At 36.2% G+C, this 23,189-nt stretch carries 25 protein-coding genes, 6 tRNA genes, 1 pseudogene and 1 riboswitch; of the genes and pseudogenes, 17 read left to right on the plus strand and 15 right to left on the minus strand.

Going from position 1 to position 23,189, the window contains the following annotated elements; genetic code table 11:
- The first annotated feature begins 235 nt into the window (after positions 1–235).
- The 12 genes and pseudogenes from ACFOZZ_RS02955 (at position 236) to ACFOZZ_RS03010 (ending at position 5,704) form a co-directional block, all read left to right on the plus strand.
- Positions 236–577: a tautomerase family protein gene (locus tag ACFOZZ_RS02955; protein ID WP_278780731.1), complete on the plus strand. Its 342-nt coding sequence runs from the start codon at positions 236–238 to the stop codon at positions 575–577.
- 138 nt (positions 578–715) lie between these two features.
- Positions 716–790: transfer RNA gene (locus tag ACFOZZ_RS02960), tRNA-Asn, on the plus strand.
- Between the two features lie 2 nt (positions 791–792).
- Positions 793–868 (plus strand) — tRNA-Glu (locus ACFOZZ_RS02965).
- Between the two features lie 5 nt (positions 869–873).
- Positions 874–949, plus strand: a tRNA-Val gene (locus tag ACFOZZ_RS02970).
- Between the two features lie 7 nt (positions 950–956).
- Positions 957–1,032: transfer RNA gene (locus ACFOZZ_RS02975), tRNA-Thr, on the plus strand.
- Between the two features lie 5 nt (positions 1,033–1,037).
- Positions 1,038–1,113 (plus strand) — tRNA-Lys (locus tag ACFOZZ_RS02980).
- Positions 1,114–1,120: 7 nt separating this feature from the next.
- Positions 1,121–1,203: transfer RNA gene (locus ACFOZZ_RS02985), tRNA-Leu, on the plus strand.
- A 292-nt stretch (positions 1,204–1,495) separates the two neighbouring features.
- Positions 1,496–1,596: riboswitch (TPP riboswitch) on the plus strand.
- Between the two features lie 32 nt (positions 1,597–1,628).
- Positions 1,629–2,429: a hydroxyethylthiazole kinase gene (thiM, locus tag ACFOZZ_RS02990; protein ID WP_338122067.1), complete on the plus strand. Its 801-nt coding sequence runs from the start codon at positions 1,629–1,631 to the stop codon at positions 2,427–2,429.
- A gap of 4 nt (positions 2,430–2,433) precedes the next feature.
- Positions 2,434–3,003 (plus strand): annotated as a pseudogene (gene thiE / locus ACFOZZ_RS02995) (thiamine phosphate synthase); the annotation flags it as partial.
- A 51-nt stretch (positions 3,004–3,054) separates the two neighbouring features.
- Positions 3,055–3,834: a bifunctional hydroxymethylpyrimidine kinase/phosphomethylpyrimidine kinase gene (thiD, locus tag ACFOZZ_RS03000; protein WP_376814682.1), complete on the plus strand. Its 780-nt coding sequence runs from the start codon at positions 3,055–3,057 to the stop codon at positions 3,832–3,834.
- A gap of 342 nt (positions 3,835–4,176) precedes the next feature.
- Complete coding sequence (tnpA, locus tag ACFOZZ_RS03005) at positions 4,177–4,617, plus strand: IS200/IS605 family transposase (RefSeq protein ID WP_055233189.1); 441 nt, start codon at positions 4,177–4,179, stop codon at positions 4,615–4,617.
- Positions 4,574–5,704, plus strand: a complete 1,131-nt coding sequence (locus tag ACFOZZ_RS03010; RefSeq protein WP_055233190.1) for an RNA-guided endonuclease TnpB family protein — start codon at positions 4,574–4,576, stop codon at positions 5,702–5,704. Before tnpA ends, ACFOZZ_RS03010 begins: the two co-directional genes overlap by 44 nt.
- Before the next feature lie 377 nt (positions 5,705–6,081).
- On the opposite strand, the gene ACFOZZ_RS03015 is transcribed toward ACFOZZ_RS03010, so the two are convergent.
- Genes ACFOZZ_RS03015 through ACFOZZ_RS03085 form a run of 15 tightly spaced genes read right to left on the minus strand, consistent with a single transcriptional unit; the run spans position 6,082 to position 17,908 of the window.
- Positions 6,082–6,537, minus strand: a complete 456-nt coding sequence (locus ACFOZZ_RS03015; protein ID WP_055233191.1) for a MarR family winged helix-turn-helix transcriptional regulator — start codon at positions 6,535–6,537, stop codon at positions 6,082–6,084.
- A gap of 54 nt (positions 6,538–6,591) precedes the next feature.
- The gene (locus ACFOZZ_RS03020) at positions 6,592–7,260 is read right to left on the minus strand and encodes a biotin--[acetyl-CoA-carboxylase] ligase (RefSeq protein WP_279067816.1); all 669 of its coding nucleotides are present in this window, start codon (positions 7,258–7,260) and stop codon (positions 6,592–6,594) included.
- On the minus strand, positions 7,260–7,688 hold the full coding sequence (fabZ, locus tag ACFOZZ_RS03025; RefSeq protein ID WP_055233193.1) for a 3-hydroxyacyl-ACP dehydratase FabZ: 429 nt from the start codon (positions 7,686–7,688) through the stop codon (positions 7,260–7,262). The genes ACFOZZ_RS03020 and fabZ overlap by 1 nt, the downstream gene beginning before the upstream one ends.
- A complete protein-coding gene (fabF, locus tag ACFOZZ_RS03030; RefSeq protein WP_376814670.1) occupies positions 7,675–8,925 on the minus strand; it encodes a beta-ketoacyl-ACP synthase II in 1,251 nt (416 codons plus the stop codon). The genes fabZ and fabF overlap by 14 nt, the downstream gene beginning before the upstream one ends.
- A gap of 10 nt (positions 8,926–8,935) precedes the next feature.
- A complete protein-coding gene (gene fabG / locus ACFOZZ_RS03035; RefSeq protein WP_376814671.1) occupies positions 8,936–9,688 on the minus strand; it encodes a 3-oxoacyl-[acyl-carrier-protein] reductase in 753 nt (250 codons plus the stop codon).
- Complete coding sequence (gene fabD / locus ACFOZZ_RS03040; protein ID WP_055233196.1) at positions 9,675–10,598, minus strand: ACP S-malonyltransferase; 924 nt, start codon at positions 10,596–10,598, stop codon at positions 9,675–9,677. The genes fabG and fabD overlap by 14 nt, the downstream gene beginning before the upstream one ends.
- Complete coding sequence (locus ACFOZZ_RS03045; RefSeq protein WP_376814672.1) at positions 10,595–11,632, minus strand: NAD(P)H-dependent flavin oxidoreductase; 1,038 nt, start codon at positions 11,630–11,632, stop codon at positions 10,595–10,597. Before ACFOZZ_RS03045 ends, fabD begins: the two co-directional genes overlap by 4 nt.
- Positions 11,629–12,564, minus strand: coding sequence for a nitronate monooxygenase (locus tag ACFOZZ_RS03050; RefSeq protein WP_376814673.1), 936 nt, complete (start codon positions 12,562–12,564; stop codon positions 11,629–11,631). The genes ACFOZZ_RS03045 and ACFOZZ_RS03050 overlap by 4 nt, the downstream gene beginning before the upstream one ends.
- Positions 12,565–12,574: 10 nt before the next feature.
- Positions 12,575–13,495, minus strand: a complete 921-nt coding sequence (locus ACFOZZ_RS03055) for a beta-ketoacyl-ACP synthase III (RefSeq protein ID WP_376814674.1) — start codon at positions 13,493–13,495, stop codon at positions 12,575–12,577.
- Positions 13,488–14,426 (minus strand): acetyl-CoA carboxylase carboxyltransferase subunit alpha, encoded by a 939-nt coding sequence (locus tag ACFOZZ_RS03060; protein WP_376814675.1) that lies wholly within the window; start codon positions 14,424–14,426, stop codon positions 13,488–13,490. The genes ACFOZZ_RS03055 and ACFOZZ_RS03060 overlap by 8 nt, the downstream gene beginning before the upstream one ends.
- 9 nt (positions 14,427–14,435) lie before the next feature.
- Positions 14,436–15,296: an acetyl-CoA carboxylase, carboxyltransferase subunit beta gene (gene accD, locus ACFOZZ_RS03065; protein WP_376814676.1), complete on the minus strand. Its 861-nt coding sequence runs from the start codon at positions 15,294–15,296 to the stop codon at positions 14,436–14,438.
- Positions 15,289–16,650, minus strand: a complete 1,362-nt coding sequence (locus ACFOZZ_RS03070; RefSeq protein WP_117458889.1) for an acetyl-CoA carboxylase biotin carboxylase subunit — start codon at positions 16,648–16,650, stop codon at positions 15,289–15,291. The genes accD and ACFOZZ_RS03070 overlap by 8 nt, the downstream gene beginning before the upstream one ends.
- Position 16,651: 1 nt before the next feature.
- Positions 16,652–17,080, minus strand: a complete 429-nt coding sequence (locus ACFOZZ_RS03075) for an acetyl-CoA carboxylase biotin carboxyl carrier protein (RefSeq protein ID WP_329966797.1) — start codon at positions 17,078–17,080, stop codon at positions 16,652–16,654.
- A gap of 44 nt (positions 17,081–17,124) precedes the next feature.
- A complete protein-coding gene (gene acpP / locus ACFOZZ_RS03080; protein ID WP_278780685.1) occupies positions 17,125–17,355 on the minus strand; it encodes an acyl carrier protein in 231 nt (76 codons plus the stop codon).
- 13 nt (positions 17,356–17,368) lie between these two features.
- Entirely contained in the window at positions 17,369–17,908 is a 540-nt protein-coding gene (locus ACFOZZ_RS03085) for a biotin transporter BioY (RefSeq protein WP_376814677.1), read from the minus strand.
- Positions 17,909–18,143: 235 nt separating this feature from the next.
- On the opposite strand from ACFOZZ_RS03085, the gene ACFOZZ_RS03090 reads away from it, so the two are divergent.
- The 5 genes from ACFOZZ_RS03090 (at position 18,144) to ACFOZZ_RS03110 (ending at position 23,105) form a co-directional block, all read left to right on the plus strand.
- Positions 18,144–18,422, plus strand: a complete 279-nt coding sequence (locus ACFOZZ_RS03090; RefSeq protein ID WP_055233204.1) for a glutaredoxin family protein — start codon at positions 18,144–18,146, stop codon at positions 18,420–18,422.
- Positions 18,422–18,958 carry a histidine phosphatase family protein gene (locus ACFOZZ_RS03095; protein ID WP_376814678.1) on the plus strand — a complete coding sequence of 179 codons (537 nt, stop codon included), beginning with the start codon at positions 18,422–18,424 and terminating at the stop codon, positions 18,956–18,958. Before ACFOZZ_RS03090 ends, ACFOZZ_RS03095 begins: the two co-directional genes overlap by 1 nt.
- 82 nt (positions 18,959–19,040) lie before the next feature.
- Positions 19,041–20,354 carry a glycoside hydrolase family 32 protein gene (locus tag ACFOZZ_RS03100; RefSeq protein ID WP_376814679.1) on the plus strand — a complete coding sequence of 438 codons (1,314 nt, stop codon included), beginning with the start codon at positions 19,041–19,043 and terminating at the stop codon, positions 20,352–20,354.
- 217 nt (positions 20,355–20,571) lie between these two features.
- Positions 20,572–21,333: an HAD-IIB family hydrolase gene (locus ACFOZZ_RS03105; protein WP_279068506.1), complete on the plus strand. Its 762-nt coding sequence runs from the start codon at positions 20,572–20,574 to the stop codon at positions 21,331–21,333.
- A gap of 38 nt (positions 21,334–21,371) precedes the next feature.
- Complete coding sequence (locus tag ACFOZZ_RS03110; protein ID WP_278861126.1) at positions 21,372–23,105, plus strand: ABC transporter ATP-binding protein; 1,734 nt, start codon at positions 21,372–21,374, stop codon at positions 23,103–23,105.
- The last annotated feature ends 84 nt before the right edge of the window (positions 23,106–23,189 follow it).

Here is a 23,189-nt window from a genome sequence, read left to right on the forward strand (position 1 = left end):
TCATAAACTGAAGGTTTTACCCATTTTCTCATAATAAATTTCTCCTTCGGACATAATAACTAATATCTATAATGCGATTATGCTAAATATAGATTCAAAATATAACTTTATGTCCTTTGGTCGATTTATATTCTGTATTTGAATTATCCGTAACCACTTTAATCATAAATATAGTAAATCTTTTAAAAAGGTTGTATAATAATGCATAACATGAATTGTAAAGGAGAAATGAAACATGCCATATTTAGCATTACGTACAAACAAGACATTGACTCTTTCTCAGGAAGTTGAATTAAAAACTACTGTAGGAAAGTTAATTACAATGTTTCCTGGTGAATCAGTAGATACATTCATGATTCATATTGAAGATAATCAGCTCATTTATTTTAAAGGCCAGGAAACAAATTGTATGATGATCACATTATACTTAAAAGGTCATTATACAGATGAACAGAAGGAACAGTTTGTAGCTGAACTTACTAAAGCATTAGTAAAAATCACTAAGATTCCAGCTTCTAATCAGTATGTTACTATATCTGAATTTGAAAAATGGGGTCATGGTGGTGTATACGAATAAGATTTTGCATTGCAAAATCTTATTTTTTTTGTTTGAAAACAGGTGGTTAGAATAAGAAATACGAAAAAATGCATTTTTTTCAAAAAAAGGGTTGCAAAAGGTGTATCTGCATGGTAATATAAACAAGCATTCTGAAGTGCTTGAATAGCTCAGCGGTAGAGCAATCGGCTGTTAACCGATCGGTCGGGGGTTCAAATCCCTCTTCAAGCGCCAGTGGCCGGTTGGAGAAACGGTTAACTCACATGCCTTTCACGCATGCATTCACGGGTTCGAATCCCGTACCGGTCACCATATACGGAGGTTTAGCTCAGTTGGGAGAGCATCTGCCTTACAAGCAGAGGGTCAGCGGTTCGAGCCCGTTAACCTCCACCATTTTTTTGCCGACTTAGCTCAATTGGTAGAGCAACTGACTTGTAATCAGTAGGTTGGGGGTTCAATTCCTCTAGTCGGCACCATTAGTGACTCGCTAGCTCAGATGGCAGAGCATCTGACTTTTAATCAGAGGGTCAGGGGTTCAAATCCCCTGCGAGTCACCATCTTGATGCGGGTGTGGTGAAATTGGCAGACACGCTAGACTTAGGATCTAGTGCTTCGGCGTGCAGGTTCAAGTCCTGTCACCCGCACCATTCTGAATGCAGACACCGATATATTCGGTGTTTTTTTTATGCCTTAAAATAAAAAAATCTACCATTACTGGTAGATTGCATCCTGTTATAGAAGAGATGTTTAATGAGGGGAAGCTCATTAATAGAGATATCTCAGATATTTGGGAAGCTATAACAGAATGCGTAATCTATTATAATACTATAATAAGATATACACAATACGTAAACATATAATGTCACAAAGATGATACACTATGTTATCCTCAATTATGAAATCACTTGTATTTTGTAACTGATTGTTTTACCATATTATTATAATTGAAATGGGAGCTAATTTGCTGAGAGTAGACATAAGTCTTGACCATGAAACCTGATTTGGATAATGCCAACGTAGGAATTTATGAGCACCCTCTTTCAGCGTGCTCTTTTTTATGGAGGAAAAGAATATGAATTACATTAAGAAGTTAAGAAAAGTAAAACCATTAGTACACAACATTACAAACTATGTAACAGTGAATGATGTTGCCAATGCGATTTTAGCTATTGGTGGCAGTCCTATTATGTCAGATGAGATTACAGAAGTGGCTCAGATGACTTCTATCAGTAATGCATTAAATATTAATATTGGTACTCTCAATCAGGTTAAGATTGCTTCTATGTTTGAAGCAGGTAAAGCATCTAATGCATGTCAGCATATTACTGTATTAGATCCAGTAGGTGCAGGAGCTACTGATTTACGTACTAATACATGTAAGGATCTACTCGCTCAGATTCATTTTGATGCCATCAAAGGGAATATTTCAGAAATCAAGACTTTAATGGCTGGTTCAGGTCATACTAAAGGTGTTGATGCATCTGCAGAAGATCAGAAGAACTCACATGATCTCATTGATGATATCAAAGCATTCGCAAAAGAATTGAATACTATTATTATTGTGACTGGTCCTGTAGATTATGTCACTGATGGTAATAAGTGCTATATGATCAATAATGGATGTAAGGAAATGAGTGCTATTACTGGTACTGGATGTATGTTATCAGGTATCTTAGGCTGTTTCTTAACAGTAGAAAATAGTGTAGATAGTGCAGCGGCTGCTGTTATGGCCATGGGTATTGCAGGTGAAATTGGTGCATCTAAATTAAAAGAAGGTGAAGGTAATGCAACACTTCGTACTTATTTAATTGATGCATTATTCAATATGACTGATGAAGAATTAGAAAAGAGTGGTAAATATGAAGTTCAATAATGACATGTTAAGACTCTATGCTGTCACTGATCGCCATTGGACAGGAGAACAGACTCTCTATGAGCAAGTAAGAGATGTTTTAATGGGTGGTGCTACTTGTCTTCAGCTAAGAGAAAAAGACCTGGATGAAGCCTCTTTCTATGAAGAAGCAAAGAATATTAAAGAACTATGTCGTTTATTTGATGTACCATTTATTATTAATGATAATGTCATGCTTGCTAAGGAAATAGATGCAGATGGTGTTCATGTAGGTCAGGATGATATGGCGTGCATAAAGGCAAGAGAAATACTTGGTCCAGATAAGATCATTGGTGTAAGTGCACATACTATAGAAGAAGCAAGAATTGCGAAAGAACAAGGTGCAGACTATTTAGGTGTAGGGGCTATTTTCCCTACATCTTCTAAAGATGATGCAGAAGTATTAGGTATCAAGCGTTTAAAAGAAATGACTGAAACAGTGGATCTACCAATGGTTGCGATTGGTGGAATCAGTTATGATAATTGCTTATTACTTAAAGATACAGGTATTGATGGTATTGCGGTTATTAGTGCTTTATTTGGTCAGAAGCATATCAAACAGGCAACTATTGATTTGAAGAAGCGTGTAGATGCACTTTATGAAACAATGCATACATGTTTAACTATTGCCGGTAGTGACTCAAGTGGCGGTGCAGGAATACAAGCAGACTTAAAGACAATGCTTGCCAATAAAGTATTTGGTATGAGCGCTATTACAGCCCTCACAGCCCAGAATACAACGGGTGTGACAGATATTATGGATGTGACTCCTAAGTTCTTAGAAAGCCAGATTAGAGCTGTATTTGATGATATCTATCCAGAAGCTGTTAAGATTGGTATGGTGTCTTCTAAAGCACTGATTCATACTATTGTAGAAATGTTGAAACATTATGATGCAAAGCATATTGTAGTAGATCCAGTCATGGTGGCTACAAGTGGTGCAAAGCTTATTAGTGATGAAGCTATCTCTACATTAAAAGAAGAACTACTTCCTATCGCAGAAGTCATTACACCTAATATTCCAGAAACAGAAGTACTCACTGATATGGAAGTGAAGACTGTAGAAGATATGGAAATAGCGGCTAAGAAGATCTATGACACATATCATTGTGCTGTATTAGTCAAAGGTGGACATCAATTAAATGACGCCAATGACTACTTATACAATGGTGAAAAAGGTACTTGGTTTAAAGGACATAGAATATACAACAGTAATACACATGGTACGGGATGTACTTTATCAAGTGCGATTGCATCTAACTTAGCGAAGGGCTATACACTAGAAGAATCAGTCAGACTTGCTAAAACATATCTTTCTGGTGCAATAGGTGCTATGTTAGATTTAGGTCAGGGAAGTGGGCCTATGGATCATGGCTACAATATTTAAAAATACTGATAAATACACAACAATTCCATAACTGCCTGGTATAATCTTCTTTAAGAGGTTAAGGGCATGAAAGAATTCAAAGCGTGGTTTATACTTATTTTATTTATTTTGCTTCTTCGAGTAATATATCTATTACTTGAAGGTGGGCACATCTTATGAATATCCTCTAGATATATCATCTGGAGGATATTTTTATTTAACACGCCGTGAGCAAGAATTTCCCCACCTAATAGGTGGTGGGATGAATTGCGGTAAACACGGCGTTTCGTTTTGCTTTTATTGTCAGGTAGTAGTATAATATATATGTAATCAGGAATAAATAGAAAAAAGGTCATAAATACTATGAAATTAGATAATAATAACCATTCAGTGTTCTTGCTGAATTATCAGCTTATAATGTGCACTAAACATCGTAATAAGGTGATAGATGATGTGATTTCAAATCGTCTCAGGGAGATGTTTGAGAATCTATCTATCAAATATAATATCTCATTGGATGAATGGAATCACGATGCCGATCATGTTCATATTCTCTTTCGAGGACAGCCTAATTCAGAGATAAGCAAGTTCATCAATGCTTATAAATCTGCAAGCAGCAGGCTCATCAAAAAAGAGTTTCCAGAGATTCGCAAATCCCTCTGGAAGGAGATGTTCTGGTCACCAAGCTTTTGTCTACTGACTACAGGTAATGCAACAGTAGAAATCATCCAGCAGTTCATACAATCCCAGGGAGGTAAGGATGGCAAACAAAGCAATAAGGTACAGACTGTATCCAAACGCTGATCAGAGAATTATGTTTGCAAAGACCTTCGGCTGTTGCCGTAAGGTCTATAATCTCATGCTTAATGACAAGATTGAAAGCTACAAGAAGACTGGCAAGTTTGTCGCTGTGACACCTGCCATGTATAAGAAAGATTATCCCTTTCTTAAGGAAGTGGATAGTCTTGCACTTGCCAATGTTCAATTGAATCTGCAGGCTGCATTTAGAAATCATTTTGATAAGCTGCGTAAGAAGCAGACTGGATTCCCAAAATTCAAGTCTGCAAAGCGCAGTAGAAAATCATATACTACAAATAATCAGAAGGGTACTGTCGCTATCATTGGTAAAAGTATAAAACTTCCTAAGATAGGAAGAGTGAAGGCAGTCATCCATAGACAGCCTGAGGCTGACTGGGTTATCAAGTCTGTTACGATATCCCAGGAAGGTGATGGCACATACTATGCTTCTGTATTATTCGAGTATGAGAAGAATGTTGTAAAGGTTAGGAAGTCTGATAATGCCATTGGTCTTGACTATGCCTCTAACGGACTCTATGTAGACGATAAAGGCAATATCGGCAATAACCATAATTATTATCGTGAAAGCCAGAAGAAGCTTGCAAAGGCGCAGAGAAAACTTTCACGTATGCAGGGTGCTAAGAAAGGTGAGAAGAAATCCAACAACTATCTTAAGCAGCTCCGCAAGGTGAACAAGATTCATAGACATATAGCCAACCAGAGACTTGACAAGCTACACAAGTTATCTACTGAGATCGCCAATCAGTATGATGTCGTATGTGTTGAAAGTCTTGATATGAAGGCTATGTCTAACAGGGGCTTTGGAAATGGCAAGGCTACTATGGACAATGGCTATGGATTATTCATAAACATGCTGGCCTATAAGCTTGATGATAGAGGGAAATATCTTGTCAATGTAGATAAGTGGTTTCCATCAAGTCAGATCTGTCACTGCTGTGGCAAAGTCCACAGAGAGATGAAGAATCTGCGCATCAGAACGATGAGCTGTGATTGTGGTCTTACAATGAGCAGAGACCAGAATGCAGCCATCAACATAAAGCTTGAAGGCTTACGTATACTGAAATCAGTATAAAACATATAGGCTAGGAATTAGCCGAATATAACGCTTGTGGACATCATGTAGTTCTGACAGTACCGTAAGGTTACCAGCCAGGCAGTGGTGGTTGAAGCAAGAAGCCCTGACTTCTAAGCGAAGCGTAAGTCGGGGTAGTTCACCTTAAAAACTCGCATATTAACATTCCTAAAGTTAAAATGAAATAAACTGAGTTAAAAGTATCTGACAAATTAATGGTCAATGGAATTGCTAAGTTTAAAGAGTACTTTAAAGCTATTGGTGTATAAGCAACAAATAAGGATGAATTAATTTCTCTTTTACATCAGTGCTATGGTTTAAGAAAATAAGTGTAAAAAACCCCTATAGAAGAATCACACCTTCTATAGGGGTTTATATTATTTATTAAGTTTTTTCTGGTATTCTTTTAAGTCTTCTATGACGTTCTCTATTGTATCATATACCCAGCCAATCATTTCATCAGGAATATGCTGACTATAAAGTTCAGATAAATCCCTATGAAACTGATTATGAACCTCTAATGCCTGATATCCTTTATCAGTAATACGTAGATATGTGACACGATGATCTGCCGAAGAACGTTCTCTTGTAAGAAAACCTTTATTCACAATAGTCTTTACATTAGTCGTTAATGTTCCTATAGTTACCTTCAATGTCTTTGCAACATTTGTCATAGTAGGAAACTGCTGCTTACTTACAGCCTCTATAATATGCATTTCATTCATTGATAACTCAGGAAAAGGACTATATTTAATATAATCTTCCTGTACTTTAATGGCGAGTTTAAAAACTGTATTAATAGAATCCATTAAATTATTCTTTTTTGCGTCCATAATTCCACTCCTTGACTCTATTCTACAATTTTATCACATATTTGAGAAGATTAATTATATACGACCTAATGATAATTCATTTAAGAGAATCGTATGTTTTTTCTTGTTTTCATCCTCTATCACAAGATGACAATTTTCATCTAGATATAAGAATTTCACTAAACCATATTCTTTATAGGGAATTGTCTTACCTCTTAAATAAGAATGACGATTCATGCCATCTAATAAAGATGTAAAAGGCATATGAAGCATATTCTTAAATGTATCAATAATATTCAACATCAGCTTTTCTTTATCAATAGGATGATCTATCACATCAGATAGAGAATAGTAAGAACCCTTACTTATATTTAAACCTATCCCAATGATAATACCCTGTAAAGTATTCTCATAAATCGTCTCTACAAGAATACCTGCAATCTTCTGATTATTTACATATATATCATTGGGCCACTTAATGAATGCATTGATCTGTTTCATTCTTAGAACTGTTACAATCGCATAAGCCATAATGGCAGATACCTTTAAAGGATCCACGTTCTGTTTCATATAATAACTAAAGAGAAGCTGTTCATTCTTATCTGCCTCCCAGATATGATTAGAACGTCCTCGGCCATGAGTTTGATAATGTGCACGGACAATTGTATCATCATCTAATTCTTGATAATGATCATGAATATACGTATTAGTAGAATCAATTTCTTCAAATTCTATATATTTCATTATTCACCAATCGCAAAAGTGAGTTCAGCCTGTACAACAGTTTTACCATTGACTGTTGCTTTTGCTTCACCAATACCAATCTTATCTCTCATTCTTGTGAGTGTGCATTCTAATTCCATCACATCTCCAGGAATGACCTGTCCTTTAAACTTACATTTATTGATTCCTGCAAAGAAGACAATCTTACCCTGATGTTCTTCCTGGCTTAATATCGCAATACATCCAGTCTGTGCTAAAGCTTCTACAATCAATACACCTGGCATCACATGATGCTCAGGGAAATGCCCCATAAACTGCATTTCATTCACACTCACACACTTAATACCCTTCGCATACTCTCCTGGCTTATAATCAGTAATACGATCTACAAGCGCAAATGGATAACGATGAGGATTAATCTTCGCAATTTCATTACTATTTAGTTCCATTGTCATACTCCTTGAATATAATACTTGCATTATGTCCACCAAAACCTAATGAATTACTCATCACATAATGAAGATCTTTCTTAACACCAATATTTGGTACTACATTTAAATCACATTCTTCATCCTTTACCTGATAATTCAAAGTAGGAGGAATAAAGTCATGCTTTAAGGCTAATACTGATAGTACTGCTTCAATACCCCCTGCAGCCCCTAAACAATGTCCTGTATGACCTTTAGTAGAACTTACTGCAAGTTTATATGCATGTTCCTTAAATACTGATTTAATCGCTTCAGTTTCACATAAATCATTTAAATGAGTAGAAGTACCATGCGCATTAATATAATCAATCACATCATAACTGATACCTGCATCATCTAATGCATTCTGCATGGCATAGGCACCACCTTCACCATTAGGAAGTGGAGCAGTAATATGATGGGCATCACAGCTTACACCATAACCAATCATTTCACCATAGATATGTGCGCCTCTCTTTAAGGCATGTTCTAATTCTTCAAGAATAAGAATACCTGCTCCTTCACCCATGACAAATCCATTTCTTTCTTTATCAAAAGGAATAGAAGCACGATCAGGATCAGTGGCATCACTTAAAGCCTTCATAGAAGTAAATCCACCAATACCTAAAGGAGTTACTGAAGCTTCACATCCACCCGCAATCATGATATCCTGATATCCATCACGAATATTTCTAAATGCATCACCAATCGCATTTGTACCACCTGCACAGGCAGTCACTGGACAGGTACATAACCCTTGTGCATGATAAGCAATCGCAATATGACCCGCTGCTAAGTTAGAAATAGTCATAGGAATAAAGAAAGGAGACACTCTATCAAAACCTCTCTTTTCTCCTGTCTGATAGTTCTTTTCAATAGAACCTAAACCACCAATACCACTTGATACAATCACTCCAAAACGATGAGAATCAATGTTGTTGATATCAAGACCACTATCAAGCATTGCTTCGTGAGATGCAATCATCCCCATCTGAATAAAGCGGTCCATCTTCTTTGCTTCTTTCTTATCAATATACTTTGTAACATCAAAGTCTTTGACTTCACCAGCAAGAGTGACCTTCATATCTTTTGTATCAAATAAAGAAATAGGCGCAATACCGCACTTACCTTCTTCAATAGATTTCCATGTTTCTTCTACATTATGTCCAATAGGATTAATAGTTCCTATACCTGTTACTACTACTCTACGTTTTGTCATAAGCTCCTCCTTACATAGCCATTCCACCATCTACATGAATGGTCTGTCCTGTAATATACTTTGCATCATCACTTGCTAAAAATGCGATTGTCTTTGCGACATCCTCTACATGTCCAAGTGTTCCTAAAGGAATAGATGCCTTTAAACCTTCTTTTACCTCATCACTTAATACTTCTGTCATATCAGTTTCAATAAATCCAGGAGCCACTGCATTCACAGTCACACCTTTAGGACCTAATTCTCTTGCAAGAGACATTGTCATGCCAATGACACCTGCTTTACTTGCTGCATAGTTGACCTGTCCGGCATTACCTATCACACCTACGACAGAAGATAAAGAAATAATATGACCAGACTTCTGCTTCATCATTAAACGGCTTGCCTGCTTCATACATAAGTAAGTTCCCTTAAGATTTGTATTAATAACGGCATCAAAATCTTCGGTCTTCATTCTTAAAATTAACTGGTCTCTCGTAATACCTGCATTATTCACAAGAATATCAAGATGTCCAAAATACTTCTTAATACTTTTGAAGATGTTTTCTACATCCTCTTCATGAGAAATATCACCTTCAACACATAATACATCTCTACCAAGATCTTTAAGTTCTTTCACTAATTCTTCAGCTAACACTTTATTCTTTTCACTTGCACGATAATTTAATGCAATATCTGCACCTTGAGTTGCAAGTTCCATCACTGTTGCACGTCCAATACCTTTTAAACCCCCAGTGACAAGGGCTACCTTATTACTTAGTTTCATTGAATGCCTCCACACACTTCTGTAAAGAAGCCATATCTTCTACCTGATATGTCTTGATTTTTCTATCAATCTTACGGACAAAACCGCTTAATACCTTACCAGGTCCAATCTCTATAATTGTATCCACACCATTATTGATCATCGTACGAATACTATCTTCAAAATAGACAGGACTCATGACCTGTTTCTCTAACATCTCCTGCACGCTGCAATCTTCTAATTCCTTACCAGTACAATTGAAAATAACAGGGACATTCATTTCATGGAATGTAACATCTTTAAATACTTCATGAAGTCTTGTACTTGCATCCTTTAATAATTTTGTATGGAAAGGACCACTTGTATTTAAAGGTACAGCTCTTCTTGCACCATGATCCAATGCCTTCTGACCTGCTTCTTCTACTGCTTTCTTTTCTCCTGCAATAACTAACTGTCCAGGACAGTTATAGTTCGCAATAGAAACATACCCATCACAGCCAGCACATATATCAAGTAATGGCTCACGTTCAAGTCCAAGAATAGCCATCATGGCACTCTCAACACCTTCAGCGGCCTTTTCCATTGCGAGACCTCTTTCTCTTACAACCTGAATTGCGGTTTCAGGATCAAATACACCAGAAGCACTTAAGGCACTGTATTCACCTAAAGATAAACCACATACATAATCAGGTGTAATCCCATTCTTCTTTAAAAGAAGAGTAGCCATATTCGCAACGGCTACCATCGCTGGCTGAGTAAAACGTGTAGTACTAATAGTCTTTTCTTCACTATTAAACATGATATCCTTTAAATCAAAATCTAATTTCACATTATCTAATAGGTTCTTACAGTCTTCATCATTTTCATAAAAAGACTGTCCCATACCTACATATTGTGTTCCTTGTCCTGCATAGATAAAACCGAGTTTCATACAATACCCTCCATTAATTCATCAATCAGATCACTTACATGTACAAGCTTGTTAATGCGATATCCATTCGTACCAGTAAATACAAGACCATTCTCACAATCACCATTCACCGCATTAATTAGAGCCTGAGTAATACAATAAGGAATAGACTTCATATTACAGCTCGCAATACATCTAAAACATTTCTTAATAGGATGTGTCTTTTCCATAAAAGGTGTCATAAAAGCACGTCCTGGCATACCTACAGGAGACTGTACAATCTTGATATCTTCCTTCTTGCCATTAATAAAATAATTCTTATACTCCATTGAAGCATCACATTCATAAGTACCAATAAAACGTGTACCCATCTGAACACCATCCGCACCTGCTTCTAACATCTCTTTAATGTCATCATTGGTATAAATACCACCTGCGACAAACACAGGAATCGCATGATTAAATAACTCTTCAAAGCCTTTCACAACTTCTTTAACATCTTTTAGAATATCCTTTAAAGAAGCACATGTATTCTCTAATAGTTCATTCTTCTTAAATCCAAGATGTCCACCAGCTTTATATCCTTCAATCACAATAAAGTCAGCTGTACGATCATACTGACGTTTCCACTTGTTTAATATCAAACGTGCTGCCTTACCAGAAGATACAATAGGCGCAATCGCTGTCTTTTCATCCACATATTCAGGAAGTTTTAAAGGAAGACCAGCCCCAGAAATGATTGCATCTACACCACTTTTTACAGCTTGTCTCACATGCTGTTCATAATCACTTAAGGCAACCATGACATTGACTGCTACCATACCGTTATTATTTGAAATCTCTTTAGCACGTTTGATTTCTTCATCAATCGCTTCTAGATTCGCTTTCTTTGTATCTTTAAGAAAAGTAGGCTTTTTAAAACCAATCTGGGCTGTTGAAATAACACCCATTGCCCCTTTCTTAGCCACATTTCCCGCTAAAGAACTTAGAGAAACACCAACACCCATTCCTCCCTGAATTAAAGGGAGGGATAAAGTATGTGATCCTATTTTCATAGATGAACCTCCATCACGCGCTTCTTTTCTTCTTCATATTCTTTAAATAAACCTTCGATGATTTCTTTAAGACTTCTTTCTTCATGCACCATACCAGCAACCTGACCACTCATTAAAGAACCAGTCTCTACATCACCTTCAAATACAGCACGCTTTAAAGACCCTAATGTATACTTTTCTAGTTCCATCATTTCGGCCCCTTCTTTTTCTTTCTTAATATAAGTACGTGCCATCTTATTCTTTAAGATACGTACAGGAGTTCCGGCAATACGTCCAGTCACTGTTGTATCAGTATCCTTTGCCTTAATAATCGCATTCTTATAGTTCTGGTGAATAGGACATTCTGTACTTGCAAGAAGAATAGTACCAACCTGTACACCATCAGCACCAAGTGCCACTGCCGCAAGAAGCTGTTTACCACTCGCAATCCCACCTGCAACAATCACAGGAATATTCACTGCAGCCTTTACCTGTGGTACTAAAGCCATAGTAGTCAATTCTCCCACATGACCACCAGATTCCGTACCTTCCGCAATAACGGCATCCACACCTGCTTTTTCCATACGTCTTGCAAGGGCAACACTAGGGACTACAGGCATCACAATAATACCTGCTTCCTTCCATTTCTTAATATAAATCCCAGGATTACCAGCACCTGTTGTGACAACAGGGACCTTTTCTTCCACCACAATATCAGCCATTTCTCCTGCTTGTGGATGTAATAACATCAAATTAACACCAAAAGGTTTATCCGTAAGTTTTTTTGCCTCACGGATATTTTCTCTTAACATCTCAGGAGACATACCACCTCCTGCAATAAGTCCTAAACCACCTGCATTAGACACAGCTGCTGCAAAAGCACCTGTCGCAATATTAGCCATACCACCCTGAATAAGAGGGTATTTAATCTTTAATGTTTCATTTAACCACATAGTCTTCTCCTTACCACTCTATCAGATTGGCACCATAAGTCAGTCCTGCACCAAAACCAACACAGAGTATCTTCATACCTCTTTTTAATAACTTCTTTTCATTCATCTCTCCAAGTACAAGAGGAATACTTGCAGCAGATGTATTGCCATATTCATCGACATTCAGATAAAACTTATCGGATGTTACTTTCATTTTCTTATAAACATGACGAATAATTCTTTCATTCGCCTGATGCACCACAAAGTAATCAATATCATCTTTAGTAAGTGATGCTTTCTCTAATACTTTCTCTATACACATAGGAAGAACCCTTGTCGCAAACTTAAAGACTTCTTTACCTTCCATATGTAAATAATCATTTTTTAAACCATAAAGCACTTCTTCATTGCCTTCTGATCCTTGATAATCACAAAATAATTTATTTTCTTTCTCTACGACAACAGCACCAGCCCCATCACCAAACAAGATGCATGTTGTGCGATCTTTCCAATCAATGAGATTTGAAAGCTGTTCAGCACCAATAATTAAGGCATAACGCTTATCACTTGTATAAAGTAATGAACGTGCTACTGATAATGCATAGACAAACCCACTACATGCCCCGTTTAAATCAAACGCAAAAACATTATTATTTAAACCTAAACGTTCCTGTAAGAGACAGGCAATAGAAGGGGTATTATAGGGAGAAGACATTGTTGCCACAATAATGATTCCAATATCTTCTTTGTTGATGTTGTTTAATCCCTTTAAAGATGCCTTATATGCCATATCTATAAGTGTTTCATCTTTACATATATGACGTTTCTTGATACCAGTGCGGGGATAAATCCATTCATCACTCGTATCAACTAGCTTTGATAGATCATCATTAGTCAGTACATTCTCAGGTACATAATATCCTGTATCGATGATAGAAATACCTTTATCCATTCTTCCATTCTCCAATCTTACGATATCTGTTATATCTCTTACGTATTAAAGTATTGACATCCATTGGGACGAGAATATCTAACTGCTCTCTAATCACCTTACGTATATTTCTATATACACCTACAGGATTTGTAGTCATACCACCTAGAGGTTCCTTGATGATTTCATCAATAATCCCATAATGATATAAATCTTCTGCTGTCATCTTCATCACTTCACATGCTTCCTCAATACGTTCTCCTTTCACATCCTTCCAAAGAATAGAGGCAAAACCTTCAGGAGACAAAACAGAATAAACCGCATTCTCTAACATAGCTAAATGATCACCGATACTTAGGGCTAAAGCACCACCGCTTCCCCCTTCACCAGTAATAATCACAATAATAGGAACCTTTAAATCACTCATTATCATCAGACTCTGACCAATCGCTTCACCAATACCATTCTCTTCAGAACTAATACCAGGATAAGCACCCGGAGTATCAATAAAAGTAATAATAGGACGATGGAACTTCTCTGCCTGTTTCATTAAACGCATTCCTTTGCGATACCCTTCAGGACTTGCCATACCAAACTGGCACTTTAAATTTTCATCAATACTTCTCCCTTTTTGATGTCCAATAATTGTGACGGGCATGTTATTAAACATCCCAATACCACCGACTATTGCCTGATCATCCTTGAAATAGCGATCACCACGCATTTCTACAAACTCATCAAACACATGATCAATAAACTCATGTATATGAGAACGTTCAGGCTTTCTTGCAAGATAAACACGATCATATGCACAAAGATGTGAATATGTCTCTTTCTTATAATCGTTGATTGTTTCTTCAATCTTACTGGAATCTATTTCTCTATCATTCTTAATGACTGCAAGTTTCTTTTCTAGCTCCGCAATCTTTTCTTCCTTTTCCTTTAAAGACATAATTCCTCCTTATGCATGCATACGTAATAATAAAGCCAATGTGTCACGCATCTTCTCACGTTCCACAATCATATCTACAAAGCCATGATCCTCTAAGAATTCAGCACGCTGGAATCCAGCAGGTAGCTTTGTCTTCATAGTACTTTCAATAACTCTAGGTCCTGCAAAACCGACTAAAGCTTCTGGTTCTGCAATATTAATATCACCAAGCATTGCGAATGATGCAGTGACACCACCTGTTGTAGGGTGTGTTAAATAAGAAATATAAAGAAGTCCAGCATCTAAATGACGTTTTAATGCAGCACATGTCTTACCCATCTGCATTAAAGAGAAGATGCCTTCCTGCATTCTTGCACCACCACTTGATGTAAAAATAATTAAAGGTAATTTCTTTCTTGTTGCCATTTCAATTGCACGTGTAATCTTTTCACCAGCTACACTACCCATAGAAGCCATCATAAAACGATGATCCATCACAACTATAATTGTACGCATATGATCAATACGACCACCTGCGACAACAACACCATCATGTAACCCTGTCTTATATTCATACTTCTCTAACTTTTCTTCATAACCAGGGAATCCTAATGGATTTCCTGATTTCATAGACGTGTAGTATTCCTTATACTTACCATGATCAAATAATGCATCTAGACGTGCATACGCATCAATAAAGAGGTGATGACCACATTGTGGACATACCTGTAAATGATTCTTTAAATCAAGTGTACGAATTGTACTATTACAATTAGGACACGCCTGATATAACCCATCAGGCACTTCCTGTTTCTTGACTTTGTTGTCTTTGTTTAAATAACGACGAAAGTCCTGTAATTGTTGTTTTCTTTTCTTCCAGATACTATCCATTTTCACTCACCATCTCATCTAAATGTGTTTCAATAAAGCTTGTATTAAAATGTCCTTTAATATAATCAGGCTGATGTAGGATATAGAACTGTAGTGTCTGGTTAGTCGTAATACCTTCAATCACAAGTTCACTTAAAGCACGTCTCATACGCTTGATTGCTTCTAATCGAGTAGGGGCATGGACAATCACTTTTGCGACCATTGAATCATATTGAGTAGGGAGCGTATAACCTGTATATAACATCGTATCCACTCTTACACCTGGTCCTCCAGGTAAATGCATGAAGTTCACCTGACCAGGACATGGTCTAAAGTTATGGAAGGGATCTTCCGCATTAATACGACATTCAATAGAATGACCCTGTAAAGTAATATCTTCCTGTTTAAAGCTTAAAGGTAAACCTGATGCAATACGAATCTGCTGCTTAATGAGATCAATACCAGTGACCATTTCAGTAATAGGATGTTCAACCTGAATACGCGTATTCATCTCAATAAAGTAATAGTTGTTGTGTTCATCTAAAACAAACTCAACAGTCCCGGCATTGGTATAACCAGCACCCTGTGCAGCTTTAACTGCAGATTCACCCATTTTTAAACGTAGAGATGCATCAAGTGCCTTACATGGTGCTTCTTCTATCATTTTCTGATTACGTCTTTGAATAGAACAGTCTCTCTCACCTAAATGAATCACATTGCCATGCTCATCCGCTAAAATCTGGAACTCAATATGCTTAGGATTCAATACAAGCTTTTCTACATACATATCATCATCCCCAAAGCATGCTTTGGCTTCTGCCTTGGCAGTCATAAAGGCATTCTCTAGTTCATCTTCACTAAAGGCCTTACGCATACCACGTCCTCCACCACCAGCACTCGCTTTAATAAGCACAGGATAACCAATCTCATTGACAACTTCTTTTAATTCTTCATATGTATTGACTGAACCATTAGAGCCTGGAACGACAGGAACCCCCGCTTCAATCATCATTTCTCTTGCCTTGGACTTATTACCTAATGCATCAATAACATCACCCTTAGGACCAATAAACTTCAGTCCACATGTTTCTACAAGTTTTGCAAAATCACTATTTTCAGATAAAAAACCAAAACCTGGATGAATCGCCTGGCATCCTGTCTCAACAGCTGCAGTAATAATCGCTTCCTTATTTAAATAACTATCAGCACTCTTGGGACCACCCACACATACTGCTTCATCCGCTAACTGTACATGTAATGCATTCTGATCAGCCGTAGAATAAATGGCTACCGTTAAAATATCCATCTCTTTACATGCACGAATAATACGAACAGCGATTTCTCCACGATTCGCAATTAAAATCTTCTTAAACATACTATTCCTCGATGATCATTAAAGTCTGATCAAAGCTGACTAAATCTTCATCCTTCACTAATAGAGAACGGACAGTACCATCTACAGGTGCTTTGATTTCATTCATGACCTTCATGGCTTCAATAATACATAATGTCTGTCCCTTAGTGACTTTTGACCCTTCCTTGACAAAAGGCTGATCATCTGGGGAAGGAGAAGAATAATAAACTCCTACTAGAGGGGCCTTTACTTCTATACCACTAATAACTGGTTTTTCTTCCTTTACTTCTTGTACAACAACAGGCGCACTTTCACTAGATACAGTGACAGGTGCAGTTACCTGCACCTGTTGACTCTTTTCAAGTTCAAGTTTCACGCCTTCCATTTCAATTTTCATCTTATCGATATCAGCTTTTTCAAAAGCTTCCATCAACTCTCTGACTAAATCCATAGAAAACCTTCTTTCTTTGAAATTCAAACTATTTATTTAAAAAATTAAGCATTTACTTCTAAGTAATCAACAATGTCCTTTACGGTAGCCATTTTGTTGGCTTCTTCATCAGGAATCTGTACATCGAATTCATCTTCTACAGCCATAATTAATTCAACGGCATCTAATGAATCAGCATCAAGATCATCCTTTAAAGATGCTTCTAATGTCACCTGTTCTTCATCACAGCTAAGTGAATCTACAATAATATCTTTTACCTTATCAAATGTTGTCATGTTTATATCCTCCTTATGACAATACTGTCTTTTTTAATACAATCTTTTCTAATTTAAATGCGATCATGCAGCTCACTGCAATCTTTAATGCATCACCAAGTAAGAATGGTAATACACAAGTCATTAATGTACTTAGAAGTGCTGCTTTCATTGTATACATGAAGTAAATACTTCCAAGTCCATAAGTAATAGCTGTTCCAATAATCATGGCAAGAATATGGCCCTTAGCTGAACGGTCATGAGTAATAATAGTACTCATCACTAATGCCATAATAGGAAAACTGAATAAGAAGCCTCCTGTTGGACCTATAAGAGCACCCATACCACTACTAAAATGACTAAATATTGGAAGACCAATCGCTCCCATAATCAAATAACAAAGCACTGTATAGAATGCATGGTTTGGTGTCATAAGACACGCAATGAGATAGATGGCCAGGGTCTGCAATGTGATAGGAACTGCTGTAGGCAATGCCACAGAAATCTGTGATAAACAGATCAGTACTCCTAACATCAATGCGTCTCTGACTAGATTTGAAACATTAGATTTCATATCATTCTCCTTTCCACTACTTGGAATATCAAACTATTCCTTGACTTGCATTATAGACCCTTGTTGAAAAAAATCAAATATATCGGCAATAAATATGACAAAAAAGCCATAATTGTATAACAAATATACTAGTTTGAAATTAAAACTAATAGAACAAGCACTTACATTTAAATCAAATATGTTGATAAATGGCATAAAAAAGAGAATAATAGAGATAAGAAAGTGAGGGATATATATGAAAAAGATCACAATGTTTTATTTAGAAGAATGTCCATTTTGTCAGAAGGCAAAAAAAGCGATGGATGAACTTATGACAGAAAATAAAGCATATCAATCATTGGATATAGAAAAAATTGAAGAAAGTGAAAATGTCGCTTTAGCTGAAAATTATGATTATTATGCAGTTCCTTCTTTATTTATTGGAAAAGAGAAGTACTTTGAATGTACAATCCAGGATGATTATGATTCAATCAAGGCAAACTTCAAACGTGTATTTGATGAGGCTTTAAAATAATGGGGCATTTCTATTTTACACGCCATGGTCAGACAATCTGGAATGTAGAAAATAAGATATGTGGGGCAACGGACATTGCCTTAACAGATTTAGGACATAAGCAGGCTATAGAGCTTGGACATTATATTAAGGAACATCATATCCATATAGATCAAATTCTCTATTCACCCCTAAGCCGTGCAAAGGATACTGCCTTACATATATCTGAAGTAACAGGTATACCAGCAAGAGAAGAGCTAAGACTTAAGGAACAGAACTTTGGAAAATATGAATCGACACCTAGAGATGGAGAAGAATTCAAACAGGCAAAGAAATGTTTTGTGAACTCTTTTGAAGGAGGAGAAACAATGTTGCATCTTGCGCATCGTATCTATAGCTTATTAGATGATGTGAAGAAGGATGATGAATATGTTTATCTCTTAGTTGCCCATAATGGTATTTCACGTATTATTGAATCTTATTTTCATGATATGACTAATGATGAATTTTCTGCCTTTGGTATAAAAAACTGCGAATTAAAGAAGTATAATTACTGAGAAGTACATCGTGTACTTCTTTTTATGATTGAATATGTGACCGATATCAGTATAATGAATAGTGAGATGGAGGAATACAATAATGAGACCAGAATTACACTTTACAGCACCTAGAAACTGGATCAATGATCCAAATGGCCTGACTTATTTTAATGGAGAATATCATATCTTCTACCAGCATTTTCCATATGATACATCATGGGGCACAATGCATTGGGGGCATGCAGTCACTAAGGATTTCCAGACATTTAAGCATCTTCCAATCGCTTTATATCCTTCTAAGGATTATGACAGAAACGGAATCTTCTCAGGTTCCGCATTAAACTACAATGGCAAGATGTACCTTTATTACACAGCTATCAAGTATCGTATTGAAAACCCTGAATATATCCATAAGCCACTTATTAAGGATGACTTAATTGCATCACAGGCATTACTTATTAGTGATGATGGATATCACTTCAATAATAAAGACGCAAAATATAAGGTTGTCGATGTAATTACTGATCCTTCTTTAGGACATGATCAGCATACAAGAGATCCAAAAGTCTGGTTAGGTAAGAATGGTCATGTTTATATGATCCTAGGAAGTAAGGTTCCAAATGGGGATGATTTTGATGGAGAAGTATTATTCTATGAAAGTGAAGATGGAATGACATTTACTTATAAGAATAGATTCATCGATTCTTCAATTGGTAATATGTGGGAATGTCCAGATTTATTTGAATTAGATGGACAGTACTTCTTAGTCTTCTCACCTGAAAATTTAGATGGTTATCCACGTCCTAATAGTAATGCAGCTATTATGCCAGTTAACTTTGATGAAGAAACATGTACAATGTCTAAGGTAGGAGACCTTATGTTTATTGACTATGGCTTTGATTTCTATGCCCCTCAGACATTCTTAGATGAAAACAATAAACGTACTATTCTCGGATGGATGAGAATGAAGGAAGTCTTAGAAGGTGAAGAATGGATTGGTTTATTCACAATGCCACGTCATCTTTCTTATAAAGACGGACATGTCTATCAGGATGTACATCCATTAATTAAGAATACATTTGTGCATACAACAGAGACTATTGACTTTGATGCACCTTTCTTGATGAAAACAACTCTTGAAGATAATGAAACAATCACATTAGGTGGTGTTAAGATTTCTTATGTTGATGATCAGCTAGTCGTAGATCGTACAGCTGTATCTGTGAATAATGATGAACTATACAATATTCATAAAACACCTGTATTAAATGGTCAGTGTGATTTAGAAATCTATTATGATGAAGGTATCATCGAAATCTTTGTGAATAATGGTTATTATGTAGTGAGTCAGATTATCTATCATTTAAAAGAAGAAGAGACACATATCTCAGACTGCACAATCTATACAAGATAAATCATTTGCATATTTCTCTTAAATTGTATATAGTTAGTATGTACTAACTAGGAGGTATACATATGATGAGAGATATACTTGTGACTTTGTGTTCACTTGGATTTGTATGTATCAGTCATAAAGTGAAGACACAATTAAAATATTATGCATATAGAAATCAGAAGGGACATTAATCTCTTCTGATTTTTTTGATAGAATAGATACAAGGGAGGACTATATGATGAGAAAAGTATTATTTTTTGATATCGATGGTACATTGGCTATTCATGGACATATTCCAGAATCTAATAAGAAAGCGTTAGAAGCATTGAAAGAGAAGGGGTATGATACATTTATCTGCACAGGACGTGCACCTTATTATGCAGAGAATCTTTTTGGAAAACTGGTTTCAGGTATTATTTCATGTAACGGGCGTTATATCAGTTATAGGGGTGAAAAACTTCATGGTGTGCCTTTTATACCTGTTGAAGTAGAAGAACTAAAAAAGAAACTAGATAATCTAGGCTGTGGAGGACTCTTTGTCTCTGATACATTCTCTAGTCCTTATCATCTAGAAGGAGATGTACTCACACATGTAAAGAAAGAATATGGTGAAGAACATATTAAAAATGAAGAAGGAACTTATTATACATGTGACTTCTTCTATGATACGTTAGAAAAGAGAGATGCGATGATAGAAGCCTTTAAAGGAGAATGTGTGATTAATGATCATGGTGGTAGTGGTTCATGTGATACTTCTACTCTTGTTTTTGATAAAGGACATGCAATCAAGCATATTATTGATTATTTCTCACTCACTAAAGAGGATGCCTATGCATTTGGTGATGGCTATAATGATCAAGCCATGTTTAGAGAAGTAGGACAACGCATAGCGATGGGAAATGGTGTAGATGTCTTAAAAGAAAAAGCAACTTATATCACTGATACAGTAGATAATGAAGGAATCTATAAAGCTTTGAAACATTATGAGTTACTTTAATCTTGAAATATGGCATAATAATCCGAGGGAGGATCACTATGAAACAAAAAACGGATTTTCAAACATTTATATCTTACTTTAAACCACATCGTCGTCTATTCTTTTTAGACCTTGCATGTGCGTTAATGATTTCTTTAATTGATCTCGCTTTTCCATTTGTCTCTAGATGGTGTATGTATACATTACTACCAAATAGTATCTATAAGACATTCTGGATGGTTATGATCATCTTCTTATTTGCTTATTTAGTTCGTTCATTCTTTACTTATATAATTTGTTATTATGGGCATACGTTTGGTATTCTTGTAGAAGCAGATATGCGTAAAGACTTATTTGAACATATGCAGTCATTAAGCTATGGTTATTTTGATAATAATCGTATTGGACAATTAATGAGCCGTTTAACGACTGATTTATTTGATATCACTGAACTAGCTCATCATGGACCAGAAGACTTATTTATCTCTACTGTGACTATTATTGGTTCTATTATTATCATGTTCACAATTGAATGGCGTTTAGCTTTGGTTATTGCGATTATGATACCTGTTTTCATACTTGTTGTATGGAAATCACGTCATTCTATGAGTGAAGCTTCAATTCGTGTTAAACAGAAGGTTGCAGTCATCAATACTGATATCGAATCAGGACTCACTGGTATGAAAACAGCCAAGGCCTTTGCGAATGAAACAATTGAACAACAGAAGTTCAATACATCCAATGATACATATAAAACATCTAAGAAACAGTTCCATAAAGCTATGGGTCGCTTTAATGCGATTATGGAATTCTTTATGTGTACATTATCACTGATCGTTATTGCGGTAGGTGGAGCTCTTATTATGCAGGGGAAGATGGATACAATTGATCTCATTACCTTTAGCTTATATGTATCCACATTTGTGAATCCAGTGCGTAAATTATCTAACTTTGCGGAATTATTTGCGAATGGAACTGCAGGTCTCCATCGTTTTGTAGAACTACTTAATACAAAACCTCAATTAGAAGATCGTTCGGATGCAAAAGAACTCACACATGTATCTGGACAGATTGATATTGATCATGTCAGCTTTGCGTATGAAGAAGATAGAAATATCTTAACAGATATTGATTTACATATTCATCCAGGTGAAACACTTGCGTTAGTAGGGTCTTCAGGAGGAGGTAAAACAACTTTATCTCAGTTGATTCCTAGATTCTATGATGTCACAAAAGGGGCTATCTTAGTAGATGGTCAGGATGTCAGAGATGTGACTCAAACATCATTGCACAACAATATTGGTGTCGTTTCTCAGGATGTCTTCTTATTTGCGGATAGTATTGCGGAAAATATCCGTTATGGTAAATTAGATGCGACAATGGAAGATATTATTGAAGCAGCTAAACTAGCGGAAATCTATGATGATATCATGGAAATGCCTGATGGCTTTGAAACTAATGTAGGAGAACGCGGTGTCTTATTATCAGGTGGACAGAAACAACGTATTTCTATCGCAAGAATATTCTTAAAGAATCCACCAGTACTTATTCTAGATGAAGCCACAAGTGCATTAGATAGTGTCACTGAAGCAAAGATTCAGGAAACATTTGATAAGTTATCACAGGGACGTACTACTATTGTGATTGCGCATCGTTTATCTACAGTCAAGAATGCAGATCGTATTGCGGTTATTGATGAAGGAAGAATCATTGAACTAGGAACGCATCATGAATTATTAGAAAATAATGGTGCTTATGCACAATTAGTACATACACAGGAATTGATGAAATAAGAAAACGACCTCGCGGCAATGTCATTAAGTTAAGAATTGACAGCTATCAAGGCATACAAACAAAATGTATGCCTTTTTTATTTT

Origin of the sequence: Catenibacterium sp. GCM10023432 (assembly GCF_042651925.1) — a bacterium.
Classification (GTDB): domain Bacteria; phylum Bacillota_I; class Bacilli_A; order Erysipelotrichales; family Coprobacillaceae; genus Catenibacterium; species Catenibacterium mitsuoka.